Annotated in this window: 18 protein-coding genes and 1 pseudogene; 6 read left to right on the top strand and 13 right to left on the bottom strand. The window is 60.4% G+C overall.

The genetic code is table 11. The annotated features are described in order from the left end of the window. The first annotated feature begins 5 nt into the window (after positions 1 to 5). Positions 6 to 332: an FmdB family zinc ribbon protein gene (locus GSQ93_RS05900; protein WP_158934695.1), complete on the top strand. Its 327-nt coding sequence runs from the start codon at positions 6 to 8 to the stop codon at positions 330 to 332. A gap of 36 nt (positions 333 to 368) precedes the next feature. On the opposite strand, the gene GSQ93_RS05895 is transcribed toward GSQ93_RS05900, so the two are convergent. The 3 genes from GSQ93_RS05895 to GSQ93_RS05885 form a co-directional block, all read right to left on the bottom strand. Further along, positions 369 to 1,007, bottom strand: coding sequence for a LysE family translocator (locus tag GSQ93_RS05895; RefSeq protein ID WP_158934694.1), 639 nt, complete (start codon positions 1,005 to 1,007; stop codon positions 369 to 371). Positions 1,008 to 1,323: 316 nt separating this feature from the next. Next, positions 1,324 to 2,052, bottom strand: coding sequence for a class II aldolase and adducin N-terminal domain-containing protein (locus tag GSQ93_RS05890; protein ID WP_158934693.1), 729 nt, complete (start codon positions 2,050 to 2,052; stop codon positions 1,324 to 1,326). Between the two features lie 43 nt (positions 2,053 to 2,095). After that, the gene (locus tag GSQ93_RS05885) at positions 2,096 to 3,559 is read right to left on the bottom strand and encodes an aldehyde dehydrogenase family protein (RefSeq protein WP_158934692.1); all 1,464 of its coding nucleotides are present in this window, start codon (positions 3,557 to 3,559) and stop codon (positions 2,096 to 2,098) included. Between the two features lie 274 nt (positions 3,560 to 3,833). Here GSQ93_RS05885 and GSQ93_RS05880 point away from each other — a divergent pair, with 274 nt between their 5' ends. From GSQ93_RS05880 to GSQ93_RS05870, 4 genes and pseudogenes are all read left to right on the top strand, one after another. After that, a complete protein-coding gene (locus GSQ93_RS05880) occupies positions 3,834 to 5,000 on the top strand; it encodes an aromatic ring-hydroxylating dioxygenase subunit alpha (RefSeq protein ID WP_158934691.1) in 1,167 nt (388 codons plus the stop codon). A 31-nt stretch (positions 5,001 to 5,031) separates the two neighbouring features. After that, positions 5,032 to 6,762: a choline dehydrogenase gene (locus GSQ93_RS05875; RefSeq protein ID WP_216857577.1), complete on the top strand. Its 1,731-nt coding sequence runs from the start codon at positions 5,032 to 5,034 to the stop codon at positions 6,760 to 6,762. A 4-nt stretch (positions 6,763 to 6,766) separates the two neighbouring features. Then, a pseudogene (locus GSQ93_RS38645) lies at positions 6,767 to 6,904 on the top strand (oxidoreductase); the annotation flags it as partial. A 78-nt stretch (positions 6,905 to 6,982) separates the two neighbouring features. Further along, entirely contained in the window at positions 6,983 to 8,017 is a 1,035-nt protein-coding gene (locus GSQ93_RS05870; RefSeq protein ID WP_254073773.1) for a GlxA family transcriptional regulator, read from the top strand. Between the two features lie 22 nt (positions 8,018 to 8,039). Here GSQ93_RS05870 and GSQ93_RS05865 read toward each other — a convergent pair whose 3' ends face one another. Beyond that, positions 8,040 to 8,987, bottom strand: a complete 948-nt coding sequence (locus GSQ93_RS05865; protein WP_158934690.1) for a choline ABC transporter substrate-binding protein — start codon at positions 8,985 to 8,987, stop codon at positions 8,040 to 8,042. 270 nt (positions 8,988 to 9,257) lie between these two features. Between GSQ93_RS05865 and GSQ93_RS05860 the strand changes: the two genes are divergently transcribed. Continuing rightward, positions 9,258 to 9,983, top strand: a complete 726-nt coding sequence (locus tag GSQ93_RS05860; RefSeq protein WP_158934689.1) for a cysteine hydrolase family protein — start codon at positions 9,258 to 9,260, stop codon at positions 9,981 to 9,983. A 37-nt stretch (positions 9,984 to 10,020) separates the two neighbouring features. Here GSQ93_RS05860 and GSQ93_RS05855 read toward each other — a convergent pair whose 3' ends face one another. The 9 genes from GSQ93_RS05855 to argH form a co-directional block, all read right to left on the bottom strand. Next, positions 10,021 to 10,713: a YafY family protein gene (locus tag GSQ93_RS05855; protein ID WP_158934688.1), complete on the bottom strand. Its 693-nt coding sequence runs from the start codon at positions 10,711 to 10,713 to the stop codon at positions 10,021 to 10,023. A gap of 89 nt (positions 10,714 to 10,802) precedes the next feature. Beyond that, on the bottom strand, positions 10,803 to 11,660 hold the full coding sequence (locus GSQ93_RS05850) for an ABC transporter substrate-binding protein (RefSeq protein ID WP_158934687.1): 858 nt from the start codon (positions 11,658 to 11,660) through the stop codon (positions 10,803 to 10,805). 59 nt (positions 11,661 to 11,719) lie between these two features. Beyond that, the gene (locus GSQ93_RS05845) at positions 11,720 to 13,114 is read right to left on the bottom strand and encodes an MmgE/PrpD family protein (protein WP_158934686.1); all 1,395 of its coding nucleotides are present in this window, start codon (positions 13,112 to 13,114) and stop codon (positions 11,720 to 11,722) included. Continuing rightward, entirely contained in the window at positions 13,111 to 14,013 is a 903-nt protein-coding gene (locus GSQ93_RS05840; RefSeq protein WP_158934685.1) for a polysaccharide deacetylase, read from the bottom strand. The genes GSQ93_RS05845 and GSQ93_RS05840 overlap by 4 nt, the downstream gene beginning before the upstream one ends. Beyond that, positions 14,010 to 14,915: a polysaccharide deacetylase gene (locus tag GSQ93_RS05835; protein WP_158934684.1), complete on the bottom strand. Its 906-nt coding sequence runs from the start codon at positions 14,913 to 14,915 to the stop codon at positions 14,010 to 14,012. The genes GSQ93_RS05840 and GSQ93_RS05835 overlap by 4 nt, the downstream gene beginning before the upstream one ends. Next, positions 14,902 to 15,747: an ABC transporter substrate-binding protein gene (locus GSQ93_RS05830; RefSeq protein ID WP_158934683.1), complete on the bottom strand. Its 846-nt coding sequence runs from the start codon at positions 15,745 to 15,747 to the stop codon at positions 14,902 to 14,904. Before GSQ93_RS05830 ends, GSQ93_RS05835 begins: the two co-directional genes overlap by 14 nt. Positions 15,748 to 15,811: 64 nt before the next feature. Further along, the gene (locus GSQ93_RS05825; protein ID WP_174254584.1) at positions 15,812 to 16,585 is read right to left on the bottom strand and encodes an amino acid ABC transporter ATP-binding protein; all 774 of its coding nucleotides are present in this window, start codon (positions 16,583 to 16,585) and stop codon (positions 15,812 to 15,814) included. A 29-nt stretch (positions 16,586 to 16,614) separates the two neighbouring features. Further along, a complete protein-coding gene (locus GSQ93_RS05820) occupies positions 16,615 to 17,370 on the bottom strand; it encodes an amino acid ABC transporter permease (RefSeq protein WP_254073792.1) in 756 nt (251 codons plus the stop codon). A gap of 143 nt (positions 17,371 to 17,513) precedes the next feature. Next, entirely contained in the window at positions 17,514 to 18,911 is a 1,398-nt protein-coding gene (gene argH / locus GSQ93_RS05815; protein ID WP_158934681.1) for an argininosuccinate lyase, read from the bottom strand. Between the last annotated feature and the right edge of the window lie 44 nt (positions 18,912 to 18,955).

The following is an 18,955-nucleotide window of genomic DNA, read 5'->3' as shown; positions in this document are numbered from 1 at the left end:
CTTGCATGCCAACGTATGAATTTGAATGTGCTTATTGCGGTCCCTTCGACGCAAGGCGCACCATTGCAGAACGCGACACGCCCGCAAGCTGCCCGACGTGCGACACCCTGTCGATACGGGTCATGCGAAGTGCGCCGCAGTTATCCTCACTTTCCGGCGCCAACCGGTCCGCACATGCAGTGAATGAGCGTTCAGCGCATGAGCCGGTTCGTTCGTCTGCTCACGGAGCGGGTTGCGGTTGCTGCTCGGGCAAGATCAAACTGCCGCGTTCCGCCGAATCGCAAGCGGCGCCGCGTACAGCCGCTGGCCGGCCGTGGATGATCAGTCACTAGCCTCAAGGTCCGCTAGTGGCTGTTATTGCGTAGCCGTCAGATACCCGCTTTATGCGCGGTGAAAATCAATCGAAGGCCAAGCGCAGTAATGGCGCCTGCGGCAAAACGATCGATCCATTTCTTGGCGCGCAGATAAAGCTCACGCGGACGACGGCTGGAGAAACTCAAGGCGACAACGGTGTACCACCCTGCTTCAATCGCGAAGATCATGGGCGGCAGGATCAGGTAACACCAGAGCGGCGGATGTTGCGGCAACAATGCGGCAAAGATACTGCCGTACCAGATCGCAGTCTTCGGGTTGCTGAGTTGCGTCGTGAGGCCAATCCAGAATGATTTACGCAGGTTGTGGTTTTGCGCGTCGCGCCCGTCGTCTACGACCAGCGGACTAGCCGCTCCGCGCCAGATCTTCGAGGCGATGTAGATCAGGTAAAGCCCACCGGCCACTTTCAAGCCGACATACAGCCATTCAACTGCGGATAGCAGCGTATAAAGCCCCGCAAGCGCGACGCCGCTGAAGAAAACGCCGCCCACACCCATGCCGAGTGCGGTCGCCAATCCGTCTGCACGCGACAAGCCGATCGCGTTGCGTGCGACTAGTACAAAGCTTGGACCCGGGCTCATCGCCCCCATTAATAACGCGGCAAGTATGGCGGCAACGGCGGCTAAGGCGGTCATCGGCGTTCTCCTGGAAGTAAGGTTTATGAATTACGTTTTCCTGGAAAATAACACGCGCGGATCGGTTTCGCATTGGCAAATTAAGCGGGTTGTTAAACATGGGTCATCGCTTGCGTGCTCAGCGCTTCAGACCAGGCAGCGCGCGCGTGCCTGTTCGCGAATGAACCCGTCCCCCGTCTCGCCGATACACCCAGCCGCGAGCATCCGGTCTGGGGAATCTAGGCTCGCCGGGGGCGGGCGCCGGATGAAGAAGGGCTTGTTGCGCGCGCAAGCTGGTAGTAGACATAACCGCGACCAGGCACCCAACCACACCGCCCTACTGCGCGTATGAAGACCCCTCTTCATCGAGTATCGCCTTCAGCTCGCTGAGGTGCTGATCCGCGAAACCTTCATAATCCTCGACCCATTGACGCATGGTCTTGTGCGCCACGCGAGCCGATGCAATTCGCAACGGCTGCCCGGTCATCAGCGCGGTGATGTAGGTCTCGCATGAACGCTCGAAGTAATAGAGATCGTCAAACGCCTGCGCGATCGTCGGCCCGGCCACCAGCACGCCATGCTGCCCCATCAGCAGCACCGGCTTGCCCGCAAGCGCACCGCTTACTCGCTCGGCTTCATCGCCCAGGCCCATGCCGTCGAACTCCGTATCGATCGCCACGCGCTCAAAGAAACGCATGCAGTTTTGGTCAAGCGGTGGCAGCACCGGGTCTTGCAGACACGACAGCACGGTCGCGTATTTCGAGTGAACGTGCAGAATGCAACGCGCTTCGCGATGCCGCCTGTGGATCGCCGAGTGAAGCGCCCATGCGGTGATATCGGGCGCGTCGGGGCGATCGATAGTTTGCGTGTCGTGCGCGTCCACCAGCAGCAGGTCGCTCGCCTTGATGCGCGAAAAGTGCCTGCCACGAGGGTTAATCAGGAATTGCGCGCCGTCCTTTGAGACCGCGACGCTGAAGTGATTGGCAATGGATTCGTGCATGCCGAGGCGTACCGCCCAGCGAAAGACACACGCCAGATCCACGCGTTGCTGACGATGTTCCAGCATGGCAAGCTCTCCTTTCAAGCGTTGTCAAACCCTCTGAGGCCGATCAAAACCAGCCCATGGCCTTGGGTTCGAAATTGATATAGGCGTGCTTCAATTCGGTGTATTCATCGAGTCCTGCACGCGAGAGTTCGCGGCCAATTCCGCTCGCTTTATAACCACCCCACGGCGCATGCGGGAGCGTGACATTGAAGTCGTTGACCCAGACGGTGGCGGCGCGCAAGCGGCGCAACACGCGATTCGCTCGGGCGAAGTCCTGCGTCCACAACGCACTTGCAAGGCCGAATTCGGTGTCGTTGGCGAGCGCAACCGCCTCGTCTTCACCGTCGAAACATTCCACGGTTATCACCGGGCCGAAGATCTCCTCACGGGCGATGCGCATGGATGCGTGCACATCAACCAGCAAGGTGGCCTCTACCCAGAAGCCTTTATCGAACGGGATGCCAGACGGCGACTTGCCGCCGCACAACACGCGCGCGCCCTCCTCGACCGCACCCTCGACCAGCGCCAACACGCGGTCGCGTTGCTGAGCCGATATAACGGGGCCCATCTGGGTGCTCTCCAGGGATCCGTGTCCCAGCCGAATCGCGTTGATACGTGCACTCAATGCTTCGACGAACGCGTCGTATATCGGCCGCTCCAGCAACAGGCGCGAGCCCGCGGAGCACATTTGCCCAGCGTTGAAAAAGGCTGCGTTCAGCGCCTGGTCGACGGCTGCCTCAAGGTTCGCATCGGCGAAGACAATGTTCGGATTCTTGCCACCCAGTTCCAGCGATATTCGTTTGAAGTTTGACGTGGCCGCCTTCATCACGCTCGCGCCTGCTGCATTGCTGCCGGTCAGGGAAATCAGATCGACGCTCATACTGGACGCCAAGACTTCACCCACGTCCGCGCCTCCGGTCACCAGATTGAAAACCCCTTTAGGGAAACCACAGGCATGGATCAGTTCGGCTATGCGGTGCGTGGAAAGCGGTGTGAGACTTGCTGGTTTGATCACAACGGTATTGCCTGCCGCAAGCGCCGGCCCAAGCTTCCAGGCGGCCTGCAGGATCGGATAGTTCCACGGCGTAATGAGTCCGCATACGCCCACCGGTTCGCGCAAAGTCATGCTGATCACATTCGGCGCAGCGTCGTTCAGTGCACCGGAGTCCGTGCCGATCAACCGCGCGAAGTAATCGAATGCGGCAATCGCGTCGTTCACATCCGACTGGCCCTCCGTGAGGGTTTTCCCTGTGTTCAGCGCTTCGAGTTCCGCGATCTCGCCAGCGTGATCCCTCAGCGCGGCAATCAGCGATCGAAGGTGGGCTGCGCGTTCGCTGCCGCTCAGAGCAGGCCACGGGCCGTGATCGAAGGCGTAGCGTGCTGCGCTGATTGCCTGCTGCGCATCCTCCGCCGATGCATGCGCGACGCTTGCTATTGCTTCGCCGGTCGCGGGGTCAATGACGTCCCGGCGACGGCCGCTGCCAGCCTCGGTCCACTCGCCGTTTATATAGAGCAGTTTGGAATTCATGAAGTCTCCGTAAGGGCGCGTTGTGGTCAACCAAATGCCGGTATTCCTAGCGGACTATAAGGTGGCCATTTTCCGGCTACATGATCGAAAGCGACTTAACGGAGACGCATTTAATCATTTCGAGTCAATTCCAGACGGGTGCGAATAAACGATCAAAAGCGTCATTCGAATGTCGCCTTCAATCAAGTCAACGCGAATTTGCCGCCCTACAGTTTCATCTAACGGCGGCTCGCCACTTGCCTCATCCCCCCATAAACCGACAGGAAACCTGCACATGGAAACCATTCGTGTAGTGAAGAAAGCAGACATAGTCGCGCCGGAAAGCTGGCTTGAGCAAAAGCCGGAAGAAGCGCTCACGCTCCCCTCACGCTATTTCTTCGACGACACCCTCTTCCGCTCGGAGCGCGACCGGATCTTCATGTCGGCATGGCACGTGATCGGTCATACAAGCGAACTGAGCAAGCCCGGCCAGTTCGTGATGACCGATATCTTCGATCAAAGCGTGATTGCCGCGTGCGGCACCGATGGCGTCGTCCATGCGTTTCACAACGTATGCCAGCATCGAGGCAATCGTCTGGTCGAAGAACGGCGCGGCACGCAAATAGGCGTGTTCCGATGCGCGTATCACTCGTGGTGCTACGGAATGGACGGCAATCTTCGCCACGCGCCGCGCAGCGATCGGGTGAAGGGTTTCGACGCAGGCAGCTACAACATCCCGACCGTACGTGTTGAGGAAATGGGCGGCTTCTACTACTTCAACCTCGATCCGCTTGCGCCGTCGATGAGCGAGCTCTTCCCCGGCGCCGACGCTGAAATGAAGCGCGTATTCCCGAAGCTCGACAACTACCGTCTGCTCGAAGAGAAGGACGTGGTTGTTGCTGCGAACTGGAAGGTCATCATGGATAACTCCATCGAGGGTTATCACTTTTCGCTCTCGGGTCCGTGCCATGTCGAGCTCGCCGATCTGATCGATTTCGACGGCTACAAGCTGACACAACGCGACAAGTGGTGGACCTATGCCGCGCCGGCAAACAAGCAGGCAACCAGCGCGTACGGCGTGCCACTGACCGGCGATAAAAATCCGGACGAATGTTTCTTCAACATCGGTATCTGGCCGCACAACACGTTCTACACATTCCCCTTTTCCGAGTTCCTCGCGACCTTCCTGATCATCCCCCTGGAAGCGGAAAAGACGCTGCTGCGCTTCGGCTACTACACCCAGCACGATACCGTTCCGGACGTCACGAAGGCCTGCATGGACTGGATGAACACGGACCTCGGCCCTGAAGACATCGCGCTGAATATCTCGGTACAAAAGGGCCTGCATTCTGTCGGCTATAACCAGGGGCGCTATGTGATCGATGCAGAGCGCAGCAATGAAAGCGAGCACCTTGTGCATCACTTTCATACGCTTGTCCATAGCGGCATCCACGGCCAATGAACACGTTGTCTCCGCCCTATCAAGGAATCCAATGAGCGCAAAGCCATCGATGTCCACGCAAAGCATTCGCCGCGGCTACGACTATGTGATTGTCGGCGCGGGCTCGGCCGGTTGTGTGTTGGCTAACCGCCTGAGCGCCGATCCGCAAGTGCGGGTATTGCTGCTCGAGGCCGGTCCGGTGAACCGAAACTGGTCGATCGACATGCCCTCGGCGATGGGTATCGTGGTCGGCGGAGACCGTTATAACTGGCAGTATCAGTCGGAGCCGGAACCGTTCCTTAACCAGCGCCGCATAGGTACGCCGCGCGGCCGCGTGCTCGGCGGTTCATCGTCGATCAACGGCATGGTGTACATACGTGGCCACGCCCGCGACTACGATGCTTGGGCCGAACAAGGCTGCACGGGCTGGCGTTATCGCGATGTGCTGCCGTACTTCATCCGGTCTGAGAAGCATGAGCTCGGCGCGGATGCTTATCACGGCGACAGCGGCCATCTACGCGTTACAGCGGGCAATACAGACACCGTGCTGACACGTGCGTTCATCAATGCGGGCGTTGAAGCAGGCTACGGCCGTACCGATGACGTCAACGGGTATCGCCAGGAAGGCTTCGGACGCGTCGATAGAACCACGTGGAAAGGCGAGCGCTGGAGCACGGCGCGGGGTTACCTCGCCGAAGCGTTGACACGGAGTAACGTGACCGTTGTAACGGGCGCGCTCGCGTTGCGTGTGCTCGTAAGCAACAACCGCGCGACGGGCATCGAGTATGCGTGCAATGGCGAGACCGTCAAGGTCCACGCGGACGTGGAAGTCCTTCTGTGCGGTGGCGCGATTAACACGCCGCAGTTGTTGCAGCTCTCAGGCATCGGCCCCGCCGATGAACTCAGCCGTGCATGTGTGCGTCCGGTCCACGATCTGCCGGGCGTTGGAAGGCGCTTATCAGATCATCCGGATACGGTGGTGCAGTACCTGTGCAAAAAACCGGTATCGATTTTCCCGTGGACCATCGCGCCGCGTAAATGGTGGGTCGGCGCGCAGTGGTTCATGAACCGCTCCGGCTTTGCCGCCAGCAATCACTTCGAAGCGGGCGCGTTTATACGCTCGCGCGCCGGGGTCGAGCATCCTGACCTGCAACTCACCTTCATGCCACTCGCCGTTCAGCCCGGCAGCGTGTCGAGCGTGCCGGCCCATGCGTTCCAGGTTCATATCGACCTGATGCGGCCAACGAGTCTCGGCTCGGTGACGCTTGCGTCGAACGATCCGGGCCTTGCACCCAGGATTATCTTCAACTATCTGCAGACTGATCGTGATCGCGCGGACATGCGTGCCGGCGCTAGACTCGTGCGGGAGATCATTGCGCAAAACGCGATGCGCGAACTCGCAGGCGATGAACTTACGCCGGGTCCGACCGCCTATGACGATGCATCGCTCGACGCCTGGGCGCGGCAAGTCACGGAGACGGGTTATCACGCGGCAGGCACCTGCAAGATGGGACCGGCAAGCGATGCAGAAGCGGTTGTAGGACCCGATCTGCGCGTGCATGGCCTGGACCGTCTACGCGTAATCGATGCGTCCATCATGCCAACCATCGTGAGCGGCAACACTAACGCGCCGACCGTGATGATCGGCGAGAAGGGCAGCGACCTCGTGATGGGACGCACGCCGCTGCCGCCCTCCGGCGCCGCGGTCTGGGTGCCGGCCGACTGGCGTGCGCAACAGAGGGAGAGTCATAGCGCGGTGAAGGAACATGCATGTCAAACCTGAATCCACCTGCCCGGTGACGCTGCTCCCGGGAGAAGCTGATCATCGTGACATGGTTCAAACCGATGCCGAAAAAAATCAAAATACGGTAATTTACGTCTGCGTATCGAGAGCACGATCTGCACGGCTCGTGCTCGACCTGTAGCTCTGACGACGTATTACACGCGTTATTGTCAGGCTTTGCCCGTGCATCCGATCATCCGGCAAGAGACTCGGGGTCCCCATGAGCACGCTGAGCAAGTCCGCTTCGCAAACACATCCCGCACCACGGCGCGTGGGCATCCTCGTGTTGCCGCAGTTTTCGAACCTCGGGCTTGCGCTCGTGATCGAGCCGATGGCTATTGCCAACTGGCTCAGTCAACGCACGCTCTACGAATGGACCGTGCTTTCAATTGATGGCGAACAGGTCCAGGCGACCAACGGCATGATCGCGCCCACGCGGCCGGTGTCGAACGAGACCGGCGAGTTCTCGACCATCTTCGTGGTCGCGAGCTTCGAGCCCAAGAAGCATGCGAAGAATCGCAAGGTCAAGGCATGGCTCAGGCGCGAAAGCGTGTTCGGTGCGCAAATTGGCGGGATTGAAACCGGCACTGAAATGCTTGCGGCGGCATCGCTTCTCGACGGCCGCCCGGCTGCCGTGCACTGGGACAACCTCGAAGGGTTTCAGGAAGCCTATCCCAACGTCAAGGCAACGACTCAGCTTTACACCATCGAGCCGCGCTTGATCACTTGCGCGGGCGGCAGCGGGATCATCGACATGATGCTCGAATGGATCGGGCAGCATGCTGGGACCGACCTCGCGGCGGAGATCGCGCAGCATCTGCTGCACGCGCGCATTCGCGGAACCAGTGAAGTCCAGCTTGCCCGAACCGATCTCGACGCCGCGCCGATGAACGAACAGGTCAGCGAGGCAATCCGATTGATGCATGAATCCGTCGCCACGCCGGTCTCGTGTGAAGATCTCGCGGCAGCAGTCGGTTTGTCCAAACGACAACTCGAGCGGCAGTTCAAGCAGTACACCGCGACCGCCCCGCTTCGTTATTACGTCAGCTTGCGACTCGCCACCGCGCATAAGCTGTTGCAGCAGACCGAGCTTAGCGTGTCGCAAGTCGCGGCCGCAACGGGCTTCGATTCACTCGAACATTTCTCGCGGGTCTATAAAACGAAGTTCGGTTGCCCGCCGAGCCGCGACCGGTCGCAATCGTGGGAGGCGCCGGTGATGCGGCAGCGGGTAGCGGCGTCTACGCCAGCCGGATGAATCGCCGGCTGCGCATCCAGTCTCACTGTGCAGCGAGGTAAGACTTCATCGCGGGTAACGCATCCTTGCCGTCGAACGTCTTCACGCCCGCGAGCCATTGCGTCAGCACACCTGAGTTTTTCTTCAGCCATTCTTTCGCTGCGACGTTTGGTTCCTTCTTGTCGGTCGTGATCGACTGCATGACCTGGTTCTCAATACCCGGCGTGAACTTCAGGTTCGTCACCACCTGCCCCGCGTTAGGACAGCGCGTGAGATAGTCCGGCGGCACCATCGTGTAGACCTTGGCCTCGCCGTAGTTGGGTCCGAATACTTCGTCACCGCCCGAGAGATAGGTCATCTTCAACTGGATGTTCATCGGGTGCGGGTCCCAACCGAGAAAGACCACCCATTCGTGGCTCCTGACCGCGCGATTCACTTCGACCAGCATGCCCGCTTCGCTCGACTCGACCAGTTTGAAATCCTTCAGGTTGAACTGGTTGCCGTCGATCATCTTCTTGACCAGCGCGTTGCCGTCGTTGCCCGGTTCGATGCCGTAGATCTTGTGCTGCAATTTATCGCCGAACTTGGCAATGTCAGCGAAGGACTTGAGACCGGCATCGTATTCATAGGTCGGTACAGCCAGCGTATATTTCGCGCCGGTGAGGTTCGGCGCGCTCAGGACCTTCACGGCACCCGCCTTGACGAAGGGATCGGCGACCGGATCCATGGAAGGCTGCCAGTCTCCCAGGAAGACATCGATCTGCTTCGACTTGATGCCGGTGAGCGCGATAGGAATGGATGCCACGGTCTTCACCGGCTTGTAGCCCAGCCCGTCGAACACGGTCGATGCAAGCGCGGTGGTGGCGGCAATATCGGTCCAGCCGATGTCCGCAAAATGAACGGTCCGGCACACCTCCGGGTCTTGCGCGTGGGCGGTCATGCTGCAACAGGCAGTCAATATCAAACAAGCGAGGCGTGCAGGGACGTTCATCGTTTCTTCTCCAGGCAAATCGATGTCGGGGTGACCGGCGGGGCAGGCTTTCAGAGTCGGTTTGCACAAGCGCGACCCATTCAATTTACTGAGTCATAAATCGCGCACTTGATGTTTCGCGACACCGGCGCGCGCGTCTTATCACTAGCGATGAATGAGTGCATCGGGACGCGTCGCCGGAACGCAAACGGGCGTCGCTTTGGTGTTGATGATCGAGGATGCGCGTATTCACAATGACATGACGTTAACCCCGACCGAGGATCGTCCAGCATGAACCCGCGAGAGAAACCATCCACTGCTTTCGAAGATCTTTCATCGACCATTCCGTTCGTCGATCTGACGGATCGCAAAACGACGGCGCTGGTCGTCGTCGACGTCCAATACAGCGATGCCGCGCCGGGCCGCGGCTGGGTGAAGGCATGCGAAGCCGTGGAGCCCGGTTCGATGCGTTATTACCTGGAGCGTCTGGAGCAGACTACGATCCCCTCCATTCGCCAGTTACTCGACGCCTTCCGCGCGGCCGGCATGCCGGTCGTGCATATTTCAACCGGCTCCGCTTACCGCGACATGCGCGATTGCCCGTCGCGGTTTCGCGACTGGACGCACAGGCTGGAACAGGCGGCCGGTATCGATGACCTCTGGTGGACCGGAAACCCCGACTATGCATTTCGCGAGGAGGTCGCGCCGCTGGAAGGCGAAACCGTGATCCGCAAGACAACGCAGGGCGCATTCAATGGCAGCGAGATTCAGAATGTGCTGGACCGGGCGGGGATCAGGAACCTGGTGTTCGCAGGCGTGGTGACAAGCTGCTGCGTGGAGACCACGGCGAGGGACGCGGCGGATCGTGGCTTCGGTTGCATGCTGGTGTCGGACGCGTGCGCCGATTGCATCCCGGCAATGCACGACGCAGCCATGATGAACTTCGGACTTTATTTCGGGCAGGTTGCGCAAAGCGCGGAAGAGGTGGTGCGGGCGATCAGCGCGGGGGATAGGTAAACGAAGCACTACCCTTGAGCTAATTGCTGCTTGGCTACTAAGGCGACGACTTCGCCAGATGCGTCCGGTACCGACTCAATAGCACCGCCCTCGCCCCCGGATATTGCTCGCCGGTTTCATCCGCTGACGCGATCCTGTCGGTGCGAAAACTGCGGAAATCCTGGCGCTTTTCGCACCATGCGCCAAGAATCCGGACATTGTCGAGGAAGCCCAGCACGACCGGCCAGACGACACGATCTGTCGGCTCGCCTTGCCCGTCCAGATACCCTATCCGCAGTTTGCACTGGCCACGAATGGCCGCGCGCAAGCTCGCGAGCGGCACGGCGTTAACGGGAAAGTCCGGCACAGGCGGGCCGGAATGGACGGTCGGAGCACGCATGGCATCCTTGCCCGACGCGTTCAATACCGCATCAATCTTCGCTAGCGCCTGAGCGGCGGCCCTACGCAAAACATCATCGCCGCGCTGGTCCACGTACCGCAGGCCCAGCACCACGGCGTCGATCTCGTCTTCGCTCAACATCAGCGGCGGCAGGAACAACCCCGGCTTAAGCACATACCCTATTCCCGCTTCGCCGTGTATTGGCGCGCCCTGTTCAATCAACGTCGCGATGTCGCGATACAGCGTGCGCTCGGACACGCCAAGGTCCGCCGCGAGTTCGGACGCAGTCACCGGCACACGCTTCGCGCGAAGCATCTCCAGCAAGGTCAATAAACGAGTAGTTCGGGACACCCTGACTCCTGACAGGTTCTGACAGGCGCTAAACGTACCATGAACTTCACGCGGTGCTCCGATGCCACCCGCATTTATTGGGGAGTTGATTACTTGAGTGCTGCCGCGTTCAGCGTCACCTGCTTGACCGCACTCGATTGCAGATTCCACTTGGCAACAATCGCGGCATAGCTCCCGTTCGCGATCAGTTTATTCAGCGCGCCATGCACCGCATCACGCAATTTCGGATTCGACTTCGCGAACGCGATGCCTTCGGGCGACGTCGCGAACGGCTCGCCGATCGGCCTGTAGGTATTCGGCTCGAGCTTCATGGCATACGGCAGCGTCTCACTGCCTTGCACGCCCGCCATGATCCGCCCTTGCTTTAGCTGCATGCGTGCAGCGGAGGTATCTTCAGTCCCGGATACGGTAATGGCGGCCTTGCCGGCCGCCTCGCAATTTTGCGTACTCCACGCGGCCGTGTCCGCCGGGAAGGACGTGCTGCGGCTTGTGCCAACCGACTTGCCGCAGAGATCCACGGCCTGCTTGATCTCGTTCGCACGCGACGAGAGGATATAAAACTGCGCGCCCGAATTCAGGTAGTCGAGAAAATCGGCAGTGTCACGACGGCCCGGGACATCGCTCATGCCGCTCAGGATCATATCGACACGGCCCGTTGCCAGCGACGGCAACAGTTGCTCGAACGCCGACTCCTGCCAGTCCATTTTTACGCCCAGTTCCTTGGCAATCGCATTACCCAGATCGATATCGAAACCGACCAGGTCGCCGCTTTCCGGATCCTTGTATTCCATCGGCGGATAGATGGAATTCACCGCGACCTTGATCACTTTCGACTTGGCGATGGCATCAGGCAAGGCCTGCGCATGCGCGCCGCTCGCGAAGAGAAACGTCGACAGACACAGTGCCATCAGGCTGGAAACGGCACGGATCGGGTTCAGCTTGTTCATGGAAGACGTACCTTTATAAAGGTCTTGTGGAAGGTCGGGGTCGAGGGTCGGGGTATTGATTAACGCACTACAGGTCTTGTGTCGGCGTCGCCTTGCAGCCATTGCGCCAGCGTTCGCGCGTCGGCGAGATTGTCCAGGTCGAGTACGGCAGTTTCAAGCGCATTCACTGACGCTTCCGGAATCGTCATGGCGGCCAGCGTGCGATATTTATCGGCGAGGGCTGCATCCGAAACCGGATTGCGCGGGTCGCCAAGCGGCACGTTGATTTGCTGCGAACGCGGTTCGGCATCGGACAGCGCGAGCGTGATGACGGGCTCATCGAGATCGGACATCGACGGATCAATTTCGAGCGTGACGCGTTGCATTGCCGCTGCGATGCGCGGGTCGTGACGCTGCGCGATTAGATAGGCACCGATTCCTGCATGGCCATTCACCAGCACAGTGGCGATTGCGTAAGGCAGACTCATCTGCGCGGAAGCGAGCGTGTGGAGGTCTCGGCCACCGCACATCTGGTTCACGAAGGCGCTGAGGCTGACGTGCACCCCAACGAGCTTGTCCAGATCCGCCGCGCGTCCGTGCAGCAGGTCGAGCGTGGCATCCACGGCCGCGTGCGTGCTGCGGCACGCCGCGTGCGGCTTGATCGAGCAGCGCATGAGTTTCCAGATAACGCCCAGGTCTGCAAGCAGCGCATCCGGCGTTTGCGTGTCTCGTGCAAACGCGTTGAAGAAACCGCCCCACACGTCCTCGAACACTTGCGTCGGGCCACTCACGCCCTGCTGCGCAAGCAGCGCTGCGAGCAAGCCACCTTCAGCCGCACGACCCGTATGCATGCGCTTGGTCTGCGATGCATCATGGATAAAACCCCACAACCCGCCACTGAAACTTGCCGCGTGGCCGAACGCTGCTGCGGTCTGCGCGGCATCGAGACCGAGCAGACGTGAGCAGGCGGCGGCCGAGCCGAACACGCCGCACGTCATGGTCGAGTGCCAGCCAAAGTTGTTATGAGGCGAATAACCCCCGCACGCTTCCAGCACGCGGCGGCCGACGTCGTAGCCGAGCACGACCGCCATCAGGAACTCGCGGCCCGATACGGGCCTTTGCGTGCAGCTAAGCGCGGCGAATGCGGCGGGTAGCACGACCGCGCCGGAATGATCGCAGCCGCCGGCGTCATCGAGTTCAAGCGCGTGCGCCGCCACGCCGTTGACGAACGCTGCGTCGCGGGCGTTGAACGTGTGGGACGTGCCCCACGCGGTTACGTCACCGCTGCTGCCCATGCCCATGACAGTGCGGACACTGCGTGCTTCCACCGCCGTCGCGCCGCCCAACGAAGCGCCGAGAGTATCGAGGATATGGCGCTTCGCCTTGTGCACGACCGGTGCGGAAAGCGCGTCAAAGGGAGTCTCAGCAACAAACGCAGCCAAGCGCTGCGATAACGATAACGACGACGCGTTCACGCTTCCTCCCGCCGATGCCGCGCATACACTTCGACCGGATGACCGGGCTCGTTGGTTTCAACGTTCTGATTCCACCATGCGGCGATCTCCGATCCGGTGGCGAACCAGACGTCGTCGCGTGAGCGGATTTCGGCGAGTAGTTCGCGCAGCACATCAATGCGCCCCGCCGTGCCGATAATCTCCGGATGCAGCCTCAGCACGAAGCACAATCCGAATCGATGAAACGCCGCGAAATCATGCTTCCAGTTCCTCAGCACTTCGCGATACGAAGGAATGCGCGGCTGCCCAACCGGAACTGCCGGTGACAGGTTGTAAGCGAAGTACGGTTCGTCTTCCAGCTCGTAGTGCAACGGTAGTTCCACCAGGGGCGATCCCGTAGCCAACGTATCTGTATCGGGAAGATGAAAGTACGGCAGATCATCCCCACGCCACGATGATGACCACGTCACACCTTCATCGCGCAGGAAGTCCGCGAAGCCCGGCGCCCAGTTGCCGGTGAATGAACGGAAACCTTGTGCACGTCGCCCCAGCACTTGAGAAAGCGCGGCTTGTCCTCTTCTGAACGCATCTTTTTGCGCATCGAGCGTGAGCGTATCGAAGTCTTCGCAGACGTAACCGCTGTTGGCTATCTCATGCTTCTGCGCATCAATGCGTGTCACCAGATCCGCGTGCGTTTCAGCCACACGCCCGGGCACGAACCAGCTTGAACGTACCTCGAATTCCTCGAGTGCATCGAGCACGCGATCGACCCCGCGCTTCGCGCCATAGCGCCATACGGATAGAGATTTCTCGCGCCCCGCAATCTTGGGTTCTTGCGTGAGGATGCCGTGTTCGTCGTTGAAGTCGACCGTGACAACGACCGCGCAACGCGCGTTCTGCGGCCAGCGTAAAGAGTTCATCTGGGAGCTTCCTGCGGAGTCGGTGAGGCATGGGTGTCACTGTGAATATCACTGTGATTGTCACGCCACCATTGCGCGACGTCGCGACACGTGGCGAACCACACGCCGCCCTGTGCCTGCATGTGATCGATCAGGCTTTCCAGCAACGCGATCCTGCCTGGCTTGCCCGACACCTTCGGATGAAACAGCGTCGTCAGGCAAAGGCCATCGCGATGTGAACCATCGAACTCGCGCCGCCAGTTATCGAGTGTCGTGTCGTAGCTCGCAATACGATCCAGGCTCGCCGGAAAATTCGGATTGCGGTGATACGCGAGCGACGCGTAATCGTCCATTTCCCAGCGGCCGGGAATCTCGACCATGGGTTCGGCTATACCCGGTGCGTGCAGCAGATACGGACGGTCGTCGCCACGCATGGAACTCGAATACCGTACGCCCGCTTCCATCAATACGCGGATCGTGTCCGGCCCCCAGTCGCCCGACGGCGTGCGAAAACCGACCGGGCGCATGCCGAGATACTTGTCGAACACTTGCGCCGAACGCTCCATCACCGCGCGTTGGCCGTCGGCATCGAGCGTCCAGAACGCTTCGTGTTTATAGCCGTGGTAGCCAATCTCGTGACCGCGCGCAACGATCGCCGCGCACTGCTCCGGCCAGTTTTCAATGACCCACGCAGGCACGAAGAACGTGGCCGGCACGTGACGCTCGTCAAGCATGTCGAGCAACCGTCCTAGCGCGCGCCATGGGCCATAGCTGCCCAGCGTAAAGTACGCAGGATTGCGCCAGATCGAGCCGTCGAGCATGGCGTCGCCGGTCGGGCCATCGAGGTCGAAGGCCAGCGCGACGCAGGACCGATGGCCCTCAGGCCAGCGCGGGGCGGCTTGATGAATGTCAGTTGCTGGCATCGATCAACGCCTTTTGAACTGCGTGTTCCTGCAAGCCCCACTTCACCAGAATCTTGTGATACGTGCCATCAGCAATCAGCTGGTTCAACGCTTCCGTCAGTCCCGCATTCAACGCCGCGTTGCCCTTCGCCATGCCAATGCCGTTGTACTGCGACAGGAACGGCTTGCCGATCGGCGCGTACGCGTTCTCCTCCACCGAGTTCTGATACGGCAGCGTTTCGCCGCCCTGCACCGCTGCGTCGATACGGCCCTGACGCAACTGGACGCGTGCATCCGCTGAGCCGTTCGTGCCACTCACATTGATCGGCTTCTTGCCCGCCTTGAGGCAATGCTCGTTGCTCCACGTCGCGATGTCGTCGGGCCACGACGTACGGCGGCTCGCGCCCACTGCTTTCCCGCACAACGCGTCCATGCTGGCGAATTCGCCGATACGCGCCTTGACGGTGTAGAACTGCGGACCGCCCGTGACATAGTCGAGGAAGTTGACCGCCTCGCGGCGTGACGGCAGGTCGGTCATGCCTGACAGGATCACATCGACACGATGCGTGGTCAGTGCGCTCATCATCTGGTCGAAGCCGGTCTCTTCCCACTGCAACTTGACGCCAAGTTTCGCGGCAATCGCTTCGCCTAAGTCGACATCGAAACCCATCAGCTTGTCAGTGGCCGGGTCCTTGTATTCGAACGGCGGATAGTTCGGCACGATAGCCGCAACCAGCGTGCTCTTGCCAATAGACGGAGACGGTGGTGTCCCGGCATGCGCCAGAGGCATGTGCAACGCCATCGCGCCGGTTACGAGCGCGGCAAGCTGGCGAACGCGAAGAGAAACATTCATGGAAACTCACTGAAGATAAAAGTCAGACCGGGTTCCAGCGACGCCGGAACCACGAACAAAAAAATCAGGACAGCACGGCGGAAATGAAATCCTGCGTGCGTCGATGCTTAGGATTCGAGAGCACTTGTTCCGGCGTGCCGCTCTCCACCACTTGCCCTTGATCCATGAACACAATGCGATTCGCCACTTCGCGAGCGAATCCGAGTTCATGCGTGACTACGATCATCGTCATACCGCTCTTGGCGAGGTCACGCATCACGGCGAGCACTTCACCCACCAGTTCCGGGTCAAGCGCAGAGGTGGGTTCATCGAAGAGCATGAGTTGCGGATGCATGGCAAGCGCCCGGGCAATGGCCACGCGCTGTTGCTGTCCACCCGATAGTTCCACCGGGAACGCATCGCACTTGTGAGCAAGGCCGACGCGTTCGAGCAGCGCACGGGCTTCTTCAATTGCCTCCGAGCGACGCCGCTTGAGCACCTGCACCGGCCCTTCAATCACGTTCTCCAGCACGGTCTTGTGCGGAAACAAATTGAAGCGCTGGAACACCATGCCGGTCGCCAACCGCTGACGCGCGACCTGTTTCTCGGACAACGCATACAGCTTGTTCCCGACACGCCGGTAACCGACTCGTTCGCCGTTGACCCACAACGCGCCGTCGTTGATCTCTTCAAGCTGGTTGATACAGCGCAGGAATGTGCTCTTGCCCGAACCGGACGGTCCGATCACGCACAGCACTTCGCCTTTCGGAATATCAAGCGTGATGCCTTGCAATGCCTTGAAATCGCCGTAGGACTTGCGCACGTCGACGGCCCGAACGATTGAATCGATTGAACTCATACGATGGTTTTCCTTTTCAGTGGCCGGGTTTATTGCCGGCCCGACGGACGACCCGCGCCGCGTGCATAAAACCGCTCCACGCGCGACTGCATGAACGACAGCACCGTCACCACCACGAGATACCAGATACCCGCGACCATCAGCAGCTCGATCACGCGAGCGTTGGCATAGTAGATGTTCTCCGCGTTGTGCAGCATCTCCGCGTACTGGATCACGCTCGCGAGCGACGTGAGCTTGACCATGCCGACCAGTTCATTGCCGATAGGCGGCACGATCACGCGCATCGCCTGCGGCAGGATCACGCGGCGCAGCGCCTGCAGCCTCGGCATGCCGATAGACTTCGCCGCTTCGTACTGGCCGGTGTCTACCGAGAGCAAACCGGCGCGTACCACTTCCGATGTATACGCGCCCTGGTTGATGCCGAGCCCAAGCAATGCGGCAAGGAACGGCGTCATCACATCGACGGTGCGAAACTCGAAGAAACCGGGGATGCCTATCGACGGAAACACTAGCGCGAGGTTGAACCACAGCAGCAGTTGCAGGATCACCGGCGTGCCGCGAAAAAGCCATACATAAGCTTGCGCGACTGTCTGCAGCACCGGGTTGGTCGACAACCGCATGATCGCTGTGATGACGCCCAGCGCGACACCCAGCGCCATTGCAAGCACGGTCATGACGATTGTGTTGACGAGGCCCGTGAGGATCGATTTAGCCGTCAGGAAGCGCGCGACATAACGCCATTCGATCTGCCCATGCGCGAACGCCCGCCCGATATAAACTATCATCGCCAGAATCACGGCTGACGCTGCATAACGGCCCCAATGACGTCGGCGCACATATTCCAGTTGCGTGGAATCAGCTTCGATCGCATCGGCAGGTGTGACGTCCTTGGAAACGCTCAGCATGTCGGTCCGCCGTATGAAGTGGCCTATGCCAATTGCTTATCGAGCGCAGTCTGCAAACGCGTGATCTGCTCCGCCACACGCACCGGTGCAGTGCCGCCGTAACCGCTGCGCGCCGCCACGGCTGCGTCGAGCGTCACGTGGTCCAGCACCGCGGGCTCCAGCCGTGCATCGACCTTTGCCAGCGTCGCCACCGATACCTCGGACAGTTCGATGCCCTGCTCCTCGCAGACCTGCACCAACGCGCCGGTAATCTCATGCGCTTCGCTGAACGGCACGCCACGCAGCGCGAGCCAGTCGGCAACTTCGGTGGCGAGCGTGAACCCGAGCGGCGCCTGACGCCGCATTTCATCTACGTTCACGTGCATCGTGCGGATCATGCCGGCCATCGCGGGCAGCACGAGCGCGAGGGTATCGATGCAATCGAACGCTGCAATCTTGTCTTCCGCGAGATCGCGGTTGTAAGCCAACGGCAGCGACGCGAGCGTGGCGAGCAAGCCGCTCAGGTTGCCGATCAACCGCCCCGCCTTTCCACGCGTGAGCTCTGCTATATCCGAGTTTTTCTTCTGCGGCATGATCGAGCTACCGGTCGCATAACCGTCGTCGAGCACAACCCAGCCGAACTGCCGCGACGTCCAGAGAATGATTTCCTCCGAGAGCCGCGACAGGTTCACCGACAGCATGCTCGCGATAAACACGAACTCGGCAACGTGGTCCCGCGAGGCGACGGCATCGATGGAGTTTTCGCACGGACCGTCATAACCGAGTTCCGCCGCCGACAACTCCGGCCGCCGGCATATTGCGGACCCCGCGAGCGCCGCTGCGCCCAGTGGCGAACGCGCGCTGCGGCGATCCCAATCCACCAAACGATCGATGTCGCGATAGATCGACTGCGCATGCGCGAGCAAGTGATGCGCGAACACAATCGGTTGCGCCGGCTGCAAATGCGTGAACCCTGCGCTCACGCTATTCACATGCGCATTCGCTTGTTCGATTAATGCATTCTGCAAATCGATGACCGCTTGGGCCAGCATGCGCGCCTTGTCGCGCAGGAAGAGGCGCAAGTCGTTCGCCGCCTGATCGTTGCGCGAACGGCCAGCCCGCAATTTGCCGCCGGTTGCGCCCAGGCGCTGCGTCAATTCGCGCTCGAGGAAGGTATGCACGTCTTCATCGTCGAGGGTCGGGCCGACTTCGCCCGCCAGGAACTGCGCTTCCAGCCGGTCCATTTCGCTGAGCAGTTGCTGCAGCTCGTCGGCCGTCAGGATTTCGGCGCGTCTAAGCTCCTGCGCATGCGCGCGTGAGCCCGCGAGGTCATAAGGCGCGAGCCGGAAGAAGCTTGGATCGGAACGCGACAACGCGGTTAGTGCGGGTGCCGGGCCAGTCTTGAAGCGTCCACCCCACAGCCGGTCTGAATGTTGGGTCATGTGAAAACTCCCTGGAAGTGGATGGTTTGAATGCGGGCTTATTG

The sequence above is a fragment of the Burkholderia sp. S171 genome (genome assembly GCF_009766085.1).
Lineage (GTDB): Bacteria > Pseudomonadota > Gammaproteobacteria > Burkholderiales > Burkholderiaceae > Caballeronia.
The sequence above is the reverse complement of the archived record's forward strand: the minus strand, read 5'-3'. Positions and strand labels throughout refer to the sequence as shown.